The organism is Proteiniphilum sp. UBA5384 (genome assembly GCF_002410825.1).
GTDB lineage: Bacteria > Bacteroidota > Bacteroidia > Bacteroidales > Dysgonomonadaceae > Proteiniphilum.
Window position 1 is genome coordinate 51,708 of the sequence record NZ_DHOS01000010.1, and the last position, 19,000, is coordinate 70,707.

At 40.7% G+C, this 19,000-nt stretch carries 15 protein-coding genes; 9 read left to right on the forward strand and 6 right to left on the reverse strand.

The window, feature by feature from the left end:
• Positions 1–16 precede the first annotated feature (16 nt).
• The 3 genes from B4G81_RS03155 to B4G81_RS03165 are packed head-to-tail and all read right to left on the reverse strand — an operon-like array spanning position 17 to position 4,520.
• A complete protein-coding gene (locus tag B4G81_RS03155) occupies positions 17–3,442 on the reverse strand; it encodes a SusC/RagA family TonB-linked outer membrane protein (RefSeq protein ID WP_294080001.1) in 3,426 nt (1,141 codons plus the stop codon).
• A complete protein-coding gene (locus tag B4G81_RS03160) occupies positions 3,439–3,603 on the reverse strand; it encodes a hypothetical protein (protein WP_294080003.1) in 165 nt (54 codons plus the stop codon). Before B4G81_RS03160 ends, B4G81_RS03155 begins: the two co-directional genes overlap by 4 nt.
• Entirely contained in the window at positions 3,600–4,520 is a 921-nt protein-coding gene (locus B4G81_RS03165) for a FecR family protein (protein ID WP_294080005.1), read from the reverse strand. Before B4G81_RS03165 ends, B4G81_RS03160 begins: the two co-directional genes overlap by 4 nt.
• Before the next feature lie 180 nt (positions 4,521–4,700).
• Here B4G81_RS03165 and B4G81_RS03170 point away from each other — a divergent pair, with 180 nt between their 5' ends.
• Together B4G81_RS03170 and B4G81_RS03175 are read left to right on the forward strand one after the other, a co-directional pair.
• Positions 4,701–4,985: a LysO family transporter gene (locus B4G81_RS03170; RefSeq protein WP_294080007.1), complete on the forward strand. Its 285-nt coding sequence runs from the start codon at positions 4,701–4,703 to the stop codon at positions 4,983–4,985.
• Entirely contained in the window at positions 4,975–5,577 is a 603-nt protein-coding gene (locus B4G81_RS03175; RefSeq protein WP_294080009.1) for a lysine exporter LysO family protein, read from the forward strand. The genes B4G81_RS03170 and B4G81_RS03175 overlap by 11 nt, the downstream gene beginning before the upstream one ends.
• A gap of 43 nt (positions 5,578–5,620) precedes the next feature.
• Here B4G81_RS03175 and B4G81_RS03180 read toward each other — a convergent pair whose 3' ends face one another.
• Positions 5,621–6,157 carry an RNA polymerase sigma-70 factor gene (locus B4G81_RS03180; RefSeq protein WP_294080011.1) on the reverse strand — a complete coding sequence of 179 codons (537 nt, stop codon included), beginning with the start codon at positions 6,155–6,157 and terminating at the stop codon, positions 5,621–5,623.
• Between the two features lie 259 nt (positions 6,158–6,416).
• Between B4G81_RS03180 and B4G81_RS03185 the strand changes: the two genes are divergently transcribed.
• From B4G81_RS03185 to B4G81_RS03195, 3 genes are all read left to right on the forward strand, one after another.
• Positions 6,417–6,644: a hypothetical protein gene (locus B4G81_RS03185; protein WP_294080013.1), complete on the forward strand. Its 228-nt coding sequence runs from the start codon at positions 6,417–6,419 to the stop codon at positions 6,642–6,644.
• 134 nt (positions 6,645–6,778) lie between these two features.
• Positions 6,779–7,393: a DUF4230 domain-containing protein gene (locus tag B4G81_RS03190; protein ID WP_294080015.1), complete on the forward strand. Its 615-nt coding sequence runs from the start codon at positions 6,779–6,781 to the stop codon at positions 7,391–7,393.
• Between the two features lie 85 nt (positions 7,394–7,478).
• Complete coding sequence (locus B4G81_RS03195; RefSeq protein WP_294080017.1) at positions 7,479–8,036, forward strand: hypothetical protein; 558 nt, start codon at positions 7,479–7,481, stop codon at positions 8,034–8,036.
• Here the strand turns inward: B4G81_RS03195 and B4G81_RS03200 are convergent.
• Entirely contained in the window at positions 8,011–8,547 is a 537-nt protein-coding gene (locus B4G81_RS03200; RefSeq protein ID WP_294080019.1) for a GNAT family N-acetyltransferase, read from the reverse strand. The two genes, B4G81_RS03195 and B4G81_RS03200, sit on opposite strands and share 26 nt — an antisense overlap.
• A 341-nt stretch (positions 8,548–8,888) precedes the next feature.
• Between B4G81_RS03200 and B4G81_RS03205 the strand changes: the two genes are divergently transcribed.
• The 4 genes from B4G81_RS03205 to B4G81_RS03220 all read left to right on the forward strand — a co-directional run bounded on the left by B4G81_RS03205 (position 8,889) and on the right by B4G81_RS03220 (position 16,066).
• Positions 8,889–9,437 (forward strand): RNA polymerase sigma-70 factor, encoded by a 549-nt coding sequence (locus tag B4G81_RS03205; RefSeq protein WP_294080021.1) that lies wholly within the window; start codon positions 8,889–8,891, stop codon positions 9,435–9,437.
• 199 nt (positions 9,438–9,636) lie between these two features.
• On the forward strand, positions 9,637–10,656 hold the full coding sequence (locus tag B4G81_RS03210) for a FecR family protein (RefSeq protein WP_294080023.1): 1,020 nt from the start codon (positions 9,637–9,639) through the stop codon (positions 10,654–10,656).
• Positions 10,657–10,929: 273 nt separating this feature from the next.
• Positions 10,930–14,400 carry a SusC/RagA family TonB-linked outer membrane protein gene (locus tag B4G81_RS03215; RefSeq protein ID WP_294080025.1) on the forward strand — a complete coding sequence of 1,157 codons (3,471 nt, stop codon included), beginning with the start codon at positions 10,930–10,932 and terminating at the stop codon, positions 14,398–14,400.
• Between the two features lie 31 nt (positions 14,401–14,431).
• A complete protein-coding gene (locus B4G81_RS03220) occupies positions 14,432–16,066 on the forward strand; it encodes a RagB/SusD family nutrient uptake outer membrane protein (protein ID WP_294080028.1) in 1,635 nt (544 codons plus the stop codon).
• A 164-nt stretch (positions 16,067–16,230) separates the two neighbouring features.
• Here the strand turns inward: B4G81_RS03220 and B4G81_RS03225 are convergent, their stop codons facing one another.
• Entirely contained in the window at positions 16,231–18,999 is a 2,769-nt protein-coding gene (locus tag B4G81_RS03225) for an outer membrane beta-barrel protein (RefSeq protein WP_294080029.1), read from the reverse strand.
• Position 19,000 lies beyond the last annotated feature (1 nt).

Sequence of the window (19,000 nt, forward strand, 5' to 3'; positions counted from 1 at the left end):
AATTTCGCCGGTTGAATTAAAATCCGATTTTAATATTGAACCCTATCATCCGTTGGGATGGAGCATTCATATCTTCCGAGCCGATGTCCGGATCGGAATATTTGAAGTCTTTTGTCCACAAGAAAAGATTTTGTCCTGTCAGCGCCACGGAAGCATTATTTATAAATGTTTTATGGGTCAGGTTTAGCGGTAGATTATAAATAACCGACAATTCCCGTAATTTTATAAACGTCTGTTTATGAATACGGTTTTCCCATGAATTCCCCCAAAGCCGCATATATTCCTGATAGCTTACCGGAATATCGTTGGGTGCGTATTGGCGGGTATCTTCAATGATATTGCCTTCGGTATCGTAAGACGCCGACCCGTTGATTACTTTCACTCCTTTGCCGATATATTTAGCCCCGTTCATTACTTCATCGTAACGATATTGAGTGTCAGTCTCAGGTGCAGATCCGGTATCGAACATTTTTCCATAGATATAATTGTCCATCAAACCACCTATGCGGCCGTCGATACTTATATTCAATGTCCAATCATGGTAAGTCAGCGTATTGATAAAACCAAAAGTGAAATCAGGATCTTTGTATCCATACAATTGATTATAGTCACTCAACCATACATTCCCATCGGCAGAATGGATGATATTTCCTTGCGGATCCCTTAGCGCTTTTTCCGTTTCAGCATAGTAATCCAGTCGTTTTCCGGGCTTCGTCCATTGGTCCTTTTTGGAATAAACGGGATCTATATCCACATAATAACGATGTTGGTACGAATAGTTCAACAGTGAATTCCAAGTAAAATCCTTATTGCTGATAATATTACCCGAGACGGTGATTTCAACTCCCCTGCGGGCATAGGTTTCTGCCGTATTAATTAAAGTGGTACTAAAACCTGATGAAGGAGCGATATCCTGTTGAATCTGCCGGTTGTGATACAATTTATCAAAATATGCGAAATCGAGGTACAACCTTTTACCGAAAAAATAGGCTGCAGACCCGATTTCCCATGTACGGGTTTTAGACGGTAATAAATTGGCTCCCATTAAATTAGATGGATAGGCTGCTGCAAGATATCCCCAAGAGTTGGAAATACTGTAAGGCAAGTTATTGTCATACACTCCAAGTGGAGATTTAGCAATCGTCCATGATCCTCTTGCCTTCCACATCCCGAGCCATGAAGGTGCATTGAAAAATTCGGATAATACCAGACTTCCAGCAACCGAAGGGTAAAAATAAGAGCGCTCTTCTTTCGGTTGGGTTGAGCTCCAGTCATTGCGTCCGGTTATATCGAGATATACAGCATTATTCCACGCAACAGATAGTTTTCCGTATATACTGTTCACCTGTTTTGCATAAGTCCCGTATATATTCTGTATGGAATTTACACCGACAGCAGTAGACGGAACCGCATTCGCTAAAGAGTACCAACCGGGTACCGCCAGTCCATTCATTGTTCTCGCCCCTTGGTTCCTGTCCTTATAATAATAAATACTGCCACCGCCTAATAGGTCGAAATCGAATTTTCCCACCGTTTTATAGTAAGAGAGCATCAGGTCGCTGTTGATACTGTAACCCCATCTTTGGTTCAGCCCATACATGCCTTTGCCGCTCCAATCCCAATATGCGCCACTGATGGAGGGACCTCGTGTGGAATATATACCGGCAGGGTTTCTGAGGTCATCTTCATTCTTATAAAAATCATAACCATTTCTGAAGACGAGTTTTAAATCCTTTAGAATATTATAGTTCAGAGTGAGGCTGGCATTTAATTTGTTCTCTTCCTGTCCATATAATTTCTCATAAGCGATCAGATAAGGGTTATCATACCATGCGGAATACAGCCAGTTTTGCTTTTCATGGGGTGTTGCCCAATAATCACGGTACTGACGGATATCGTAATCGGGTCCTGTCCACATCAGTATCTGGTAAATATATCCTTGATTGCCATAACCGCCGCCCCATGTTTGTGGAGCGGTGGAACGCATATATCCCATTTGGCTTTCCACGGAGAACTTATTACCTAACTTCATCTCACCGCTTAATGTATAATTGATTATATCTAACTTTTGGTTGGGATATTGGCCCTTATTATACACATAATTGAGGTTGGTCCTGAAGAACCCATTCTCCCCCGTATGGGTAATGCTGATGCTGTTATTGGTTATTAATCCGGATTCCAGAAAGTTGCGGAAATTATTTTTTCCGCTCGAGACAAGAGGCATCTCCTCCTCTTGTTTGGTGACCGGATTCCATTGAAGGGCCGTGTTCCCGACATCTAATTTCGGTCCCCATACATAATCGTCTGCAATTTCACCGTTAAGTCCGTGTCCGTACGATGATTGGGCTTTGGGAATGGCCACCCATCCAGCCCTGAACATAGTGTTACTATTGAATTCAATGGATAGTCCTTTTTCCTTTCCGCGTTTAGTGGTAATCATGATAGCCCCGGCTGATCCCCGTGAACCATATAATGCGGCTGCAGTGGCTCCTTTAAGCGTAGTGATATCTTCAATCTCATCTGCAGGGATATCGCGCAGTTTCATATTTCCGTAAGGTACTCCGTTAATTACCAAAAGAGGTGTTTCTCCACGCATTTCAATGCCTGCCTGTGCATTGAACTCTGTTGAATTTTTGATGGTAAGGCCTGCCACTTTCCCGGTCAATGAAGCAGTCATATCCACCCCTTTCACTGTTTGAAGAGAAGAACCGGAGACATTTTGTACCGCATAGCCCAACGATTTCTCCTCTCGCTTTACGCCTAAGGCCGTGACTATCAATTCTTCTAATGTTTTTGTGTCTTCCTCTAAAATAATAGAAATGGTTGTTTTTCCTGCTGCACTGATATCCTGAGGTAAATAGCCGATATAAGAAATACGTAGGACCGCATTTTCTTCCACTTCTAATGAAAAATTTCCTTCCGCGTCTGTTATAGTTCCATTTACATTTTTACTTATTTCGACAATATTAGCCCCGATAATAGGAATGCTGTTAGTGTCAACAACACTCCCGCTTATTTTTTTCTTTCTTTGTTGAATATCGGTGGAGAAAATATTCTCCTGGTTATCTTCCGGTTTACCGGTAGACAGGATAATATGGTCACCTTCCATTGAATAACTGATGTCTTTATTCTTCAATATGATATTAAGTGTTTCAGATACAGGTATTTTGTTTGCTCTTATAGATACTGTCTCAGTAGTATTTATTTCGTTACTGTAGATAAAAAGATAATTGGTTTGATGTTCAATTTCATTTAAAACTTCCTTGAGAGTAGCATTACGTTTATTGATAGTAACTCTGGCATTTTGTGTATGCCCTGTTTCTGCCATGACACAGAAAATGCCGGCAAATAATAGAAAAATAGTTACTCGCATAATCAATGAAAAATGTTTGATGGGTACTTTTTTGGTTAATTGGTTGCCCATTCGATTGTTTTTCTTCATACATTTGTAATTGTTTTAAGTTGATACATAAATAAATTCAGGTTGTGTCGACGAAACATCTGGCCGGTGAGCGTTGCAGCGCTTGCCGGTTCTTGTTTTCTTCTGATCAATTCTCTTTTTTCTGATTCATCATAGGCATTTTTATTTTTTGTTGAGGTCATTTTATGTGGATGATTTCTGTTTCCTCATCTCTTTCATAAGAGAACCGGATATTTTTCTGTAATACCCTTAAAGCATAATCTATTCCATCAGACTGCCGGAATTTGCCGGTATACGTATGGTGGGATAGGTGTTCTGTGTCGATCTGGATTTCTACTGCAAAATATTTTTCGAGAGTCAGGAATATCTCTTCCAACTTCTTATCATTGAATGAGACCAATCCTTTGCGCCATAAATATTTATCGTTATCCGAAATCGATGTAATGCTAATTTTATTGTCTGTGGTAAGTACTCCTTTTTCGTTTGGTCGTAAAGTGGCCAGTTTTAATTTATCCTTGTGGATTTCCACGCTTCCTTCAAACAGGCTGGTCTCGAAACTACCCTGTTTTGAATAAGCCTCTACATTGAACGATGTGCCGGTAACCTTGATATCTCCTGCTGTTGTTTTTACAAGAAAGGGATTTTTCTCATCTTTACTTACATCGAAGAATGCTTCACCGTCTAAATATACAGTTCGGTGTTTTCCCGAAAATTCGGAAGGATAGCGGAAGGTACTATTGGCGTTCAGCCAGATGTCTGTATTATCAGCAAGGATCAGGTGAATATGTTGTCCTGCGGGAACAATCAATGTATTATATTCTGGTGTGGGATTTACTAAAGTATGTATATACAATGTGCTGACGAGGAGGAGCAACACCGCCGCAGCCGCTGTACCAATTTTCCGCCATGGAATGATTTGGCGTTTTTGCTCTGATACCGGTGTTATGGGAGATGTAGTGAGTAGCGTGTCATAGATTTTACGTTCGTATTTAAAAGCCATTTTGTTTTCTTCAGAGATTTCAATCCAATGTCTGATCTGTTTTTCCTCGTCAATATTTGTATTACCTTTAAAAAAGCGATGTAATAAATCCTTGTCCATTCGTTTAAATTTGTTCGTCTATATTGTATAACATTTCAGAATGTAATTACCCTAAAAGAATGTATTTTTTTTTAAAATTATATGGATTTTGCCATATCCGTTTATTTATTTACTTTTGATTACACAAAAGCGTCGTAGGTGTTTTAGACAGTCCAACGGTGTTTCACAATCCTTTTTAATATGTTTATTGCAATTGGTTTCATGGTACTAGGAAGTGTTTTTGGGTTCTTGCTGCGAAAAAAAGAATTCAGGATTATTTCAAAAATTATTACTTTACTGATTTGGCTTCTTCTGTTTATCCTTGGATTGGAGGTGGGAGCTAATCATCAAATAATCTCGGGGCTGACTAATCTCGGGATTGAAGCATTGTTCATTTCCCTGGCTGCAGTTCTCGGTAGTGCTTTAGCGGCATTACTGCTCTGGAAACGTGTTAATGGTAAGAAAAAGAGATTTCATGAAGAGTAGTATTGTCATTGTCTCTTTTTTTGTTCTGGGTATATTGTCCGGTTATTTTGAAATTATCCGGCTTTCAATTGTTGATACGGACATCGGTTTTTATGCGCTGTGTTGTTTGATGTTTTTTGTGGGATTGAGTTTGGGGAATGATTCGGATACCCTGAAGCGTTTCGCCATGATCAATCCGCAGTTTTATTTATTGCCGGTAGCAACCATTGTTGGTACATTATTGGGATGTGCAATAATAAGTCTTATACTTCCCGGTCGCTCAGCAATTGAGGCCATGGTGGTGGGTAGCGGTTTTGGTTATTATTCATTGTCGAGTATTTTTATAACAGAGTATAAGGGAGCGGAACTGGGTACTATTGCATTACTTTCGAATATACTCCGTGAAATAATGGCTCTATTGTTTGCTCCTCTTTTTGTGAAATATTTTGGGAGACTGGCTCCAATTTCGGTTGGGGGTGCTACTACAATGGATACCACACTTCCCATTATATTAAAATTTTCGGGAAAGGAATTTGCTGTTATTTCTGTCTTTCATGGATTTGTGCTCGATCTCAGTGTACCTATACTGGTTACTCTATTCAGCTCTTTCTGATTGTATGTGTATAAATTAAATTTTATTTTCCAGCCGCCGTTTATTATAAGAAATCTTTCAATGAATTACGGAGTTGGTCAAGAGTTTTCGAAATGTGGTATTCTATGGATTTTTGGCTAAGATTCAATCTTTTAGCAATCACATTGTAGGGAAGTCCTTCGTCGCGGCTCATTCGGAATATTGTTCGCGTTTTCCTGGGCAATTGATTCAGGGTAGAGGTGATGATCCGTTGTATCTCATTGGAGAACAGAAAATCGGGATCACACGCCTCCAATGTGCTGATCTTTGTTTTCAGCAGCCATTCAGAATGATTTTTTAGTTCCGAAGTTACCCGTTGTTCTATCTGTTGATGTTGCAGCCAGTTGAGGCATTTATTTTTAATAATAGTCATGATATAGGCGGGTGGTTTGGTTTCTGCTGACAATTGGTGGTAATTCTCCCAAAACGCAGCAAAAGCCTCCGATACAAAATCTTCTGCCTTTTGCCTGTCTTTTATGTAACCCATCGCAAAACAAACGAAACGGCCGTGGTATTCATTGAATAACAGATTAAAGTTTTGTATGTCAGAAAATGATTCCATTTGTTGCCGATTTTAGACTGACAAATATAAATAAAACTTTGTAGCATTGATATTTTTAACATAGTCAGAGAGCTACATGATGGAAAATAGAGTTCAAATTGGTTTACCGGTATAGTTATTTTGTTATTTGTCAATATTTTGTTATTCTGAAATATAATTGAAGTTTATTTTCCACCTTTATCTTTGTGCAGTGAGGATTTAATATATCATGATGTTTTTTGATATAGTAGAAATATACTTTTAGTTCCATGTACTTCGAATGAGAGAAGTAAAAATGTTCGATTCTCTTATCTCTGTATATTTGGATCGCTCCAAAACCACTTTATCCATTATTTTCAACAGGGAATCCATCTTGCTTTCCATGCTGAAAACAGACACAGGAAAAACAACCCATAAAAGTATAATGAAAGTATATTTCATAGTAAAAGACCTCTCCCCTGATGTGATGTACCCCCTTTATCGTAACTTCATGGGCAAACATAACTAAAATTTCGGGATTTCCTTATATTTTAACGCAATAATAAGTTGGGTTCAAAAATAAACCGGGAAAATGGTTGTCATAATCACTTAATTATTATATTTGTGCAATAGTATGGCCATCCAACAAATGAGAAATAAATAGTGCATACAAAAATAAGGATAAATATATTGACGGTCTTTTTCTTTGTCCTTTCTGTTATTTTGTCCATCATGCTTATGACGGCTAACAAAAAGGTTGGGAAGGAGAGAGGCTATGACAGTTCTTCGGTGATGAATCGCATCTCGTATATACAAGAACTGGCGTTGGTAAGGTACAACTATACGGGAGTGATCAGTTATAAGGATTATCGCAAATTTCTGAATATCAATGTGCCGCTGACGGATAAGTATTTCCTGTTGAAATATAATGGATATATCAAGGCAGGCGTAGATTTCAGCAGGATAAAAGTGAACGTGGACAGCGATACCATTGTGCATATTTCCATGCCGAAACCCAGAATACTGGATACGGTGATCGATGAAAAATCGATACAGGTATACAACGAAAGCGAAAATGCGTTTAATCCGATTAAAATATCTGATTATAACGAGGCGCTTACACGTGAGAAGAATGTGATGATCCGGGATGCCATTGATCAGGGAATTTACAGGCAGGCAACGGACGAGGCGAAGTTAGCCATCACCTCACTTCTGAAAGAAATGGGCTTCACCCATATCTATATTACCGAGGAACTGGTCATTCCTCAGTTGCATTGAGTAAAATGTCTAAGTGATTGAGCGGCTAGGTGGAAAGGTGTGGAACCTAATTTTGCACTTTTCATTTTTAATTTATTAGAATCATATGAAATTCACGGTCAGGTTGTATTTATATTGGGTGTCTATTTTTCTGACATTCTTCGCAGGTATTCTTTTGGTAGTTTACCTTCTATGGGATTTCCGACCGGTTCTCTGGCAGGTGGGAATAGTGTTTTTTATTGTCGGGATGATCCCTCCGGCAATTATTACTCTTTTTGTGGCAAAGAGACTTGATTATATGGAGTCAGACGATGTCGATCCGCCTTCTTTTTCCGGTCAAAGGACGGAAAGGTTCCATTTTAAAGGGCATACACGGCAGCCTTTCGATGAAGTACTGCAACGGGTCGACCGGCAATGGATCATTTCCTATTCTGATAGGAAAAAAGGTATACTTAAATTCAGGACTGATGCGCGGATGGCTGCCTGGGGATTAGGCGGCTATATCAAGATGGAGGATAAAGAGACCCTCCTTGCGATTGTCTATCCGATACGGCCTCGCTCCCAAAGGGAACAATTGATGGTAGGTCAATTGCTTATTCTTATGAAATCGGTGCTTGGGTGTGAGGATAATATGCAATTTATATTGGCAGCTCACAGTACCTGATTACCTCTTCATTGAGAAACCGGACAAAGTTATTATGTTGCTCTTGGGTAATCCTGTTGGGATAGCTCAATATCAGCAATTCCTGAGGCTCCGCTTCAAGACGGTAAGGTAAGTGCATAAACCTGTAGGGAGTAAGTGTATAGCCTGCCCGTTCGTAGAATTGCAACCGGCGTACCGACAACTCATTGATAAGGGGATCTATCTCAAGGATGATGGTGTGTGCTGAATCACGCAGGAATCTTAACATTTGCGAGCCGAAACTTTGTCCTCTCAGTACCGGATTAACCGCCAGATATTCCAGGTAACGATACGAATCCCATTCCCAGAAAAACATCAATCCTATCAATTGATCCCCCTCCCATGCCGATAATGGAAAGAAGCGTTTATCGGCGTAAGCACGCAAATGATCTTCCTTTTTTCTCCTTTCCGCTAAAGGGAAACTTTCTTCATATAACTCCCAAACATTGTCCCAGTGGGTTGTATCGTCAGGGTCTATCCGCAAATATTCCATTGAAGAGCCTCTTTAAAAATTGTAGAGACAGGTCAGTCTCTGTCTGAATATGGCAGCAAAGATACCATATTCTGTCCAAAGATAAAAAATTAAATATCACATCTCGGTATGCTTTGTTCAGGACGGAAGTAATCAATAGATTGTGACCTTGACACCTGGAGTGTCTCCAGATGTGTTGGCGAGTTTTCTGTACTTCCGTCAACATAAAGGATGTTGTTAAAATAAACAAACTCTTTGGCTGGTTGTTTATTTCAATGGATATGGTTATTCAACTCAGTCCGGCGGTGAGCTCCACATTTAGAAGGCTGTAAATGATTGTAATCCTGAAGTTACATATCGAAATGGAAAAGTTAAAAGAAGAAAGTATTTTTTCGCAACATTTTCGCACTTTTTACCTGCAATATGCCGGAGAACTGATTTTTTTTGCCCGACAATTTGTAGATATCTATACCGCAGAGGATATTGTACATGATATTTTTCTAAAGATATGGGATAAGAAGTTGACAATTGTTGTAGAAGAAAATATACGGAATTATCTTCTATCTATGGTACAAAATGCTTGCTATGACCATTTGAAACATATACAGGTAAAGGATACTTTGATGAATAGTTTTACCCGGCAACTTAAAATTGATGAGTTGAAGTACTATGAATCATCGATGGATCAATGGCAGAACAAAGAAAAAGTGGAAGCTATTTATGCTTCGATTGAAAAACTGCCATCTAAAAGCAGGGATATTTTTAAAAAAGCGTACATCGAAGGACAAAAGCATGCTGTGATTGCAGAAGAACTGGACATATCGGTGAGAACGGTAGAAACCCATATTTACAAAGCGCTGAAATTCCTCAGGAACAACCTGATTATTTTTCTGCTCATTCTATTATTGTAGAATTATTCATCACTCAAAAAACAAAGAATGACCCGATAACATGGGAATTTTGTATAATTTTTTTCAAAAAAATACGTAGTTTTCATTTAATAGTCGTCTATATTATAACAGTAATTATTTTTTACACTAAAAGATTAAAGGACCATGACATTTTTTTTAGTGAGAGAATGGTTTGGCGGAATATATAAAAAACTAATCAATGAATAACGATGTTTCGCAAATTATAATACGTGTACTCCGTGGAAATCAAACGGAGGAAGATATGCAGGTTTTTTTACAATGGTATCGGGCGTCGTCGGAAAACAAAACTCTTTTCTTACAGCTAAAACATATCTATGATCTGCGTCGGGGAGGATTGAACCCCGATGAAACAGAGGTGCTAGAGAGTTGGGATCGCCTGGTGGTAAAACTTAAAAAGCGATCATCAGGCACCCTGTTACCCACAGCGTCCAACAGGCATTTCCCCGGTATAGTGAAGTTCCTGGGAGCAGCGGCCGTGGCGGTTATACTGGTTATAGCGGGCATTCAATTCTTCCGGACAGGAGACGGCAGTGTAGAGTGGATTGAAGTCACTACTGGTATAGGAAGCCAATCAAAAACCGTTATATTGGCGGATGGTTCCGTAGTCAGGCTGAATGTTTCTTCTTCATTGCGATATCCCGAAAAGTTCAACACAGCCAACCGGGAGGTCTATTTGGATGGAGAGGCCTACTTTAATATAACGGAAGATAAAGCACGTACTTTTGTCGTTCATACCGATAAGCAGTCGATCAGTGTTTTGGGAACCGAATTCAATGTATCCGGGTATTCTTCAGACCCCTATACCGTCACGACACTTGTAACGGGCAAAGTGAAACTGGATATCTATGATGGTGAAAATAACCTGAAAAATGAAGTGATGATGGAGCCTGATCAGCAGGTTTATTTTGATAAAGAATTCCTGCGAATGACTTTATCGGAAGTAAATGCCCGGGATGTTACCTCATGGATGGAAGGAATTTATTCTTTCAGGGATGCACCATTGGAAGAAATAACCCGGCGATTCGAAAAAATTTATGGGGTTACCATTTTTATACCGGATGAAGCGGACAGGCAAGAAAAATATACGGGAAAGTTTTTTGCTTATCAAGATATCCGGGAAGTGATGGATGTCCTTAATTTCAAAGGTCAATTCCGGCTGCAATTCCATGCAGATACGATTCTCATAGAAAAGAGATGAGTTGTGTAATTTTAAGTGAATTAATAACATATAAAAATAAATGCCTATGGAAAAGAAAAAGTAAGATGCAACAAAAAAGCCAGGACACTGCGCCAACAGCATCCCGGTTCAATTCGTTTTCAGTTCATTAAAACACCTCTATTGTTTTTCGAGCAACAATAAAACACAATTTTTTAATTCATTAAAAACGCACTATTTCTACGCTCGACATAATCGGAGTAAGCTCGGATTATGTCCTCGCTTAACGAAATAGTCATAAAAACATACAAATATATGAATAAATTAACAGATTCCCATAGATTTATATGGCGAAAGAGACCTTTCATTCTTACCGTTATTGTCTTTTTTTTGTTATCGGGTATTGGCAATAGTTTTGCTGCCGGTGATATCCAAAATGAAAAATTATCGGTGAAAGTCGAACGGGTAACTTTTGATGAAATAGTTTCCATGATTGAACATCAATCTGATTATGTTTTTTTCTATAAAAGCAGCGATGTGGATCGGACTATCCTTTATGATATGGACTTGGAAAATAAGGATATCCATGAAATACTTGATCAATTGATGGAAAATTCTTCTCTCGTTTACCGGATCTCCGGAAAATATATTTTTATTGATAAAAAGGAAGTCGAACAAGAGACGGGAACAGTAAAGAAAGAGATCAGCGTTCTCCAGCAGAGAAAGCAGATTACCGGGACAGTCACCGATGAGCAGGGTGAACCTGTAATTGGTGCGAATATTATAGAGAATGGTACCACGAACGGAACAGTCACCGATATAGATGGTCACTTCTCATTATTGATAGAGAATGAAAACGCTACTATTCGTATTTCTTATATCGGTTACGTGGAACAGGATATTAATACTACCGGGAAAAATACGTTTACTGTTGTGTTGAAAGAAGATACACAATCACTGGATGAGTTGGTGGTTGTAGGGTATGGCGCCATCCGTAAATCGGATGTAACGGGGTCTATCTCCACAGCTAAAGGTTCTGATATTATCAAAAACCAGTCATTCAATGCATTGGAAGGATTAAAAGGAAAAGCTGCGGGAGTGAATATTTTCTCCAACACAGGACAGCCGGGAGGAGAAATGCGTGTGATCATCCGTGGTATTTCTACCATCAATGCTTCCGCCAATCCATTGTATGTAGTCGATGGAGTGGTGATGTCAAATTTCCAGTTTCTGAACCCGAACGATATTGAATCAATAGAAGTATTGAAAGACGCTTCGTCTGCTGCTATTTATGGAGCCCGTGGCGCTAATGGAGTAGTATTGGTAACTACTAAGCGCGGTGGAAATACAGGGTCGCATGCACGTATTTCTTATGATGGTTCCCTGTCTGTCAGTTCTATGGCAAGATATATGGATGTAATGGATTCCAATGAATGGATGGCAACATTTAAACAGGGTTTGCAAAATGCAAACGACTTTCAGGGAATGAACTTCGATACAGACCTGTCAAAGATTTTCACCGATGAACGTTTGTTCAATGCCGATGGATTCCCCAAATACAATACAGACTGGCAGAGAGAAGCATCCCGCACTGCTGTTTCCCATAACCACCAGCTCAGTATTCAACGGGGAGACGGTACTTCATCGGTAGGAGCTTTCTTAAACTATACCGATCAACAGGGTGTCTTGTATAACTCTTATATGAAACGCCTAAATGCCAAATTGGCATATGATGACAAACCTACCAAGTGGTTGTCAACCGCTGTGAATTTATTGGTGAACCATACATGGGGAAACAGAACTTCCGATAATCCATATGGACAGGGTGCCCTGCGTACGATGGTAGAGATGTCTCCATTTATCCCGGTAGAGTTGGGCGGTGTGTATATGCAAACCAATGATGTTAAAACGGGTTCTATCTACAGGGATAAAGATAATCCCGATCCTGAAGAGATGCAGGGATTCAGCCCGGAGGGTGTAGGTAATCCGGTTGAATTGTTGAAGCGGATGGTGGCTAATCAGTATAGAACACAGATATTTGGGAATGCAGCCCTTACTTTTCATCTTACCGAAAATCTGGAGTTAAAAACTCAGTTCGGTATCGATTACCAAAACAATCGTAATGTAAACTACACACCATTTACACCGCGACCGTTGATTAATCAAAGCTCTACGGGACGGGCTGAAGGGATAAATGAAAATGCGCTCTATTGGCAGGAAGAGACATTCCTTACCTATAAAAAAGATATTGGAAAGCATTATATTAATGCCCTGGCAGGTATTTCGTGGCAAGAAAGTACTTTCACCAAGTTCAATGCTATTGGTACCAATTTCACTGACGATTTCTATGGTTATTATAATCTTGGAAAAGGGGAGGATCGGCCTTCTGTAGGCAATGAACACGACAGATGGGCAATGAATTCTTATTTCCTGCGCGGAGTATATTCTTATGATAGTAAGTATTTGTTTACTGTAACCGGTCGTTGGGATGGTTCTTCAAAATTCGGAGAAAACAACAAATATTCTTTCTTTCCTTCTGTCGGTTTAGGATGGATGATGTCAAACGAAGATTTCCTGAGGGACCATCCGGTGATCAGTAAATTAAAACCACATACCTCTTATGGTGTTACAGGCAATTCTGAAATAGGAACCTATGAGTCATTGCCGACTATAGGTCAATCGACTACCATTATCGGAGGAGGTTTAAAGACAGTCTCTTATACAAGTAGAATGCCCAATCCGGACTTAAAATGGGAAAGGACTAATCAATGGGATATCGGGCTTGAATTAGGATTATTCAATAACAGGCTTAACCTGGAGGCATCCTATTACTATAAATATACGACTGACCTGTTGCTGAACCGTCCCTTGCCGAGATCTACCGGTTTTTCTTCCATTAGAGATAATATTGGAGAGGTTTCCAACCGCGGACTGGATTTACTGATCAATGCTTATCCGGTGCAGACGAACGACTTCTCATGGAGCAGTACGTTTAATATAAGTTTTAATAAGAATCGTGTGGAAAAACTGGATGAAAGTTCTGCTGTTGACCCGGTTACCGGTAAACGTCAGATCCTCCTTGACGGCTTTGTCGGTTATGACATGCTGATCCGTGAAGGAGAAGAACTTTCCACTTTTTACGGCTATAAACGTGTCGGTATTTATGACGGCGTTCCCGAGAACTGGGATGCTGAAACAATGAATGTGCCTTCCACTATTGGGGAGAAAGTGACCTATAAGCAGCGTGAAATCCTGGGTAACGGTTTACCCGATTGGATGGGGTCTTTCATCAATACTTTTAATTATAAGAATTTAGACTTGACTGTCGACCTACAATTTTCCTTGGGAGCAGATATTATGCAGGAGTACTTCCATTCTACCGAAGGGCGTTTCCTTACCAGTGGTCTCAACCGTCTTTGGCAGGAGGCATGGCATCCACAGCTTAATCCCACTGGGAAGGCGCAAGCCATACGGTTGTCCAATTTCGGTATGGGTAATAATGCCAATGCCGATGATACCTGGGTGGCGAATGGTTCTTACCTCCGTGGGAACCTGATCCAATTGGGATACACTTTCAGTCCGGAAATTCTCAGGAAGATAGGACTCTCTGCATTACGCCTGTACGGAAGTGTGAACAATGCTTTCTTGATTACTTCGTCTGACTATTTGGGATACGATCCGGATAACTCTTCCCGTCTGGGAGATAATAAATGGGGTACCAACCGCCAGTTCTTTACTTATCCGCGCCCGAGAACATTTACGTTTGGTCTTAATGTGACATTTTAATTCATGACATAACAATTAAAAAAATTATCCTATGAAATTACATAAAATATATATAATCATTCTCAGCATCTTATCACTATCATTAGTGACCAGTTCATGCGAGAGTTTCTTGGAAGAAAAGCCGAAAGATGAGAAAACTGCCGGCCAATTCTGGAAAACTGAAGCGGATGCCCAAACTGCTGTAAATGCGCTTTATTTTGGTGGTGTTCCATATCTGAATAATATTGATGTGGACGGTGGCTGGACTCCTAAAGCCACTATGTGGGGTGGTATTATGTCCGGGTTATTTGTCGATAAACGTAAAGACAGGACATTTACCAATGCCTCTGAAGGCGGCAACTTTAACATAGAATCGTTCGATGCTACTGCGCAGAAGATCTGGACCGAATTTTATATCGGTGTTTCTCGTGCCAATTTTGTGATTGCCAATATCCCCACAATGACTGATGTGCTGACTGCTGAGCAGATAGCGAATTTTACGGCACAAGGTAAATTTTTCCGGGCGTATGCTTATTTCTATTTAGTGAAAGAGTTTGGAGATGTGCCCTATATTGACTTTCCCTATACCTCGTTGGAAGGAATATATCAGGAACGTGTACCCGCAGAGCAAGTATATAAAAATATAGAAGCCGACCTGCTCAGTGTTGTGGAAAGCGACGCATTACCCAACAAGGCTTTTTACGATAATGGAGGTTACGCTACCAAGCCGATGGCACAGACCTTATTGGCACAGGTATACCTGCAGTGGGCCGGAGCACCGGTCAATGGGGGAAATGAGTACTATACCAAAGCTGCCAATATGGCTATCGATGTGATCAACGGGGGACAGCATGCATTGATCCATCCTGATGGGACTACCGCTGATCTTAATTCTGCATTCAATATTATTAAAACAACAAAATCGTCGAATGAAATTATCTTTGCCAAGGAATACGATCAGACCAATTTAGGTGTGGGCAATTCTTATGCTGTACGTTCTATCGGTACGGATGCTTTTCAATGGACTAATGCAGAGGATAAAAATGTTTTCAGCCCGGGAGGAGATGTGTTGTATAATGCCTATCTGCCTTGTAGTATGTTGATTAACAGCTATCACTCTTCAGATATCCGTAATATGGAAAAACAATTCTTTTTCCGTAATTATACAGATGATACAGGTGTTGCACACACATTGAACAATGTTGGGAACTGGGCGTGGTTCGATGAAGGATCTTTGAAGAATGGCCGTAACGGTGATTATAATATGCCAACATTTCGTTATGCTGAGGTACTGTTGATTGCGGCTGAAGGTCTTGCGCGGACAGGAAATGAAGGTGATGCCAGAGAATATCTTAACCAGGTACGCAAACGCGCCGGACTGGCTGATGAAACTGCAAGTGGCGATGCGTTGATACAATCCATCCTGACTGAACGTTTTCATGAATTTCCATTAGAATTCAAGGTCTGGGATGATATCCGCCGTACCCGTTTATATCCGGAAGCAGATGGGGAACAGTCCGGCAGGTTAAAATGGAGTCCGCTCGCTACGGCGGTCATTCAAAATAAGCCTGATGGCAGTACCAGGGTTGGTGCAATTCAGGAACATGCCTTGCTTTGGCCGATCCCATTAAGCGAAATGCAGGCTAATAAAGCCTTGGAAGGACACCAGAATCCCGGATGGAATTAAGAAGATACGAATTAGCAGTAGTTTGATATAAATCCCGAACCATAAAAGAATAGGGAGTAGAAAATTGAAAAAAACCGCATGAATATTTGTTTGTGTGGTTTTTTTTATTGTTATTTCGCATAACCTGTTTAGGTAATAATTAAAATAAATGGAATATCCACTTTTTACATCATCCTGTAAACTCCTCCCAATGGTGCATTTTCAGGAGATGCACCTCCCTTGAATACATTGAAGCGGTAGGTGAAGTGGACCATAAAGTAACTGGTAAGCGAATTGGTGGTGGTATCACGAATGAAGTTTGACGATACACTTCTGTGGATATTGCTCCGCTGTTGCAGGATATCGTATATCTTTAACCGGATCATGCCATTTTTCTGTTTCAACAATGTTTTCTCCAAAGAAGCGTTCCATAGCACCTCATTCTGCTTAAAACCGGCATAATAACCTGAATTGGTGGCATATTGGATGTCATTCTGGATACTCAAATCGAAAGGCAGGCGAATGATACTATATGACGATGTGCCGTAGTTCATAAATTCCCTGTCTTGTTGCCCTTCAAGGCTATTTCTCACTTTGTTGTATGAGATGTTTCCGCGTAGAAATAAATTGAATTTATCTCCTTTATAATTGATACTCAGTGTTTCTGAAAAACTCATCTGCCGACTGATATTTTCTTCAAAATTGGAAAATCCGTTGTTTCTGGCATAGTTTCCGGATGTACTGCTTGAAAGAGAGAATTTTTTATTGATCACCGGTTGTGAAGCGATGAAATTGATATTGCCATTCCAATTTCCATTCACATTCTTATAGGTGTTCTCTTTCTTTCCTGTTTCAGGATCGGTAAAACGGGCGGAAACGATGGAGTTGGTCGTATAATTGTAGGTGGAATTCAGCATATAAGTGCGACCAGTCTCAAATTGCATATTCTGAAATCTCAGATTGATGTTGTGATGGAAAGAGGGCTTTAGGTCGGGATTACCGTAAGTGATATTCAGCGGATTGGTGATATCTCTTACCGGTGAGAGTTGCTCTACCGATGGCTGCTGACTTCTTCCGTTGTACATGAACTGCATATTCTTCTGCGGTGACCACTTATAGTTGAATAGCGCATTGGGTGAATAGTTGGTCACATTTTGACTGATATCGTTGATCAGTGAATCGCCTACAAAAGTTTTCCTTTTGGCATTGGAAGGATGTACATTAAATCCGATCGTATAGTCAAATTTTCCTTTGTCTGCACGGAAAGCGATTCCGACACTCTGGTTAGAAGCATTGTTTTTGTGGAACTTACTGTATTGTTTGTCGAGAACGGTGTACGCTCCTTCCTCATCCCGTGTGCGGGTGTCTTTGTCCGATTCAGATGAATTTTGACTAAAGTTGTAGGTGAACTGGAGAAATTTCTGTTTTCCTATCGGTTCCACATAAGAGATACGGCTCCCCCAGTTCAAGCTGTTGTTTTTGTGGGTAATACGCTGGTCGATGAAATCATCGTTGCCCATTTCCTGGTAATAGGTATTGGATCGGTTTATATCCTTATTGTCTGTATCGTTGACATGGCTGTTCAATACAATGGAGATACTTCTGCCTTTTTTCTTCAGACGGCGGCTGATATAGATTTCCCCACCGAAATTGTTCCCCTTTCCGTCGGAGGTATAGGTAGAGTTCCCATGGTTGATGGTACTCCCGTCTTGCCGGGTAGTGGCAAAATGATTGATCGTTTCTCTGTCACTCCCCTGAAACGATATGTTGGGACGGAACATGATCATCGTGGCAGAGTCGGGTTTCCATACGGCATGCAGATTAACATTCACGTTATCGTTGTAGGTGTCAGACCGGGCACTATCCGCTTCAAAGGTGTCTCCTTGCTTCAAAAAGTTTTGGGTGTAGGTCCTTGAAGTAGATTCAGTATGACTCCCACCGTAGAGTAGGCTACCGGAGATGTGAAATTTTTTAGAAGGTTCTTTAGTGAAACTGAATCCCGCACCTTCGGAAGAGGTGACGCCACCTCCTGCATTCCCCATTCCTCCCATTGCTGCGCCAACACCTATCCCCATATTGGTCCTGATCGCTATATCAGAAGGATTGGCAACACTATTGGTATTGTTCAATCCACCGAGAAAGGTCATCCGGTCCTGGTTTCTCATATAATTGACCATGGCATTGGTCTCATACCGTTCTTTGTTGCCATAACCGGCCGCGACATTTCCGAAAGCGCCCCCTTTTATTTCCGGTTTGACGGTAAGGTTCATCACCATCTCCTCCTTTCCGTCGTCAAATCCGGTCAGCTCTTCCGTTTCCGATTTCTTGTCAAACACTTGAATCTTGTCCACCATCTTGGCCGGTAGATTTTTGGAGGCTACTTGGGGGTTATCACTAAAAAACTCTTTCCCATCGACCAGTATCTTTCTAATCACTTTCCCGTTTACCTTGATGGTACCGTCCATATCTATCTCCACGCCGGTCATCTGCTTCAGCAGGTCTTCAATGACCGCCATTTCGGTTACCCTGTATGCGCCGGTATTATATTCTAATGTGTCACCCTTTATCACGATCTCGGGAATCCTTGCGGTGACAATGGTTTCATCCAGCAGGATAGGGCTTTCGTGAAGGAAGATGGTATCCAGATTGACCGTTGGCGTTGCTTTTGTGACAGAGATGTTTTCAAACACGTCCTGATAACCCATAAAAGAAATCCGGGTTATATAGGTGCCGGATCCCACGGAGGCCGAAAAAGAGCCATCTTTCCCGGAAGACAATCCAATAACCAGCGTACTGTCTTTTTCGTGGAGGATACTCACCGTGGCGGAAGGGATGGGGAGACGGCTCCCGGCATCAATGATTTTTCCTGTGATATTCCCTCTCTGTGATGATTGAGCCACCACGAATTGAAAACAACTCAATATAAGTAGAGGAATGGATAGTCTTTTATTCATT

Coding starts and splice junctions, on each gene's coding strand:
- B4G81_RS03155 (WP_294080001.1), bottom strand. CDS start 3,442: ATGAAGAAAAACAATCGAATGGGCAACCAATTAACCAAAAAAGTACCC.
- B4G81_RS03160 (WP_294080003.1), bottom strand. CDS start 3,603: ATGACCTCAACAAAAAATAAAAATGCCTATGATGAATCAGAAAAAAGA.
- B4G81_RS03165 (WP_294080005.1), bottom strand. CDS start 4,520: ATGGACAAGGATTTATTACATCGCTTTTTTAAAGGTAATACAAATATT.
- B4G81_RS03170 (WP_294080007.1), top strand. CDS start 4,701: ATGTTTATTGCAATTGGTTTCATGGTACTAGGAAGTGTTTTTGGGTTC.
- B4G81_RS03175 (WP_294080009.1), top strand. CDS start 4,975: ATGAAGAGTAGTATTGTCATTGTCTCTTTTTTTGTTCTGGGTATATTG.
- B4G81_RS03180 (WP_294080011.1), bottom strand. CDS start 6,157: ATGGAATCATTTTCTGACATACAAAACTTTAATCTGTTATTCAATGAA.
- B4G81_RS03185 (WP_294080013.1), top strand. CDS start 6,417: ATGAGAGAAGTAAAAATGTTCGATTCTCTTATCTCTGTATATTTGGAT.
- B4G81_RS03195 (WP_294080017.1), top strand. CDS start 7,479: ATGAAATTCACGGTCAGGTTGTATTTATATTGGGTGTCTATTTTTCTG.
- B4G81_RS03200 (WP_294080019.1), bottom strand. CDS start 8,547: ATGGAATATTTGCGGATAGACCCTGACGATACAACCCACTGGGACAAT.
- B4G81_RS03205 (WP_294080021.1), top strand. CDS start 8,889: ATGGAAAAGTTAAAAGAAGAAAGTATTTTTTCGCAACATTTTCGCACT.
- B4G81_RS03210 (WP_294080023.1), top strand. CDS start 9,637: ATGAATAACGATGTTTCGCAAATTATAATACGTGTACTCCGTGGAAAT.
- B4G81_RS03215 (WP_294080025.1), top strand. CDS start 10,930: ATGAATAAATTAACAGATTCCCATAGATTTATATGGCGAAAGAGACCT.
- B4G81_RS03220 (WP_294080028.1), top strand. CDS start 14,432: ATGAAATTACATAAAATATATATAATCATTCTCAGCATCTTATCACTA.
- B4G81_RS03225 (WP_294080029.1), bottom strand. CDS start 18,999: ATGAATAAAAGACTATCCATTCCTCTACTTATATTGAGTTGTTTTCAA.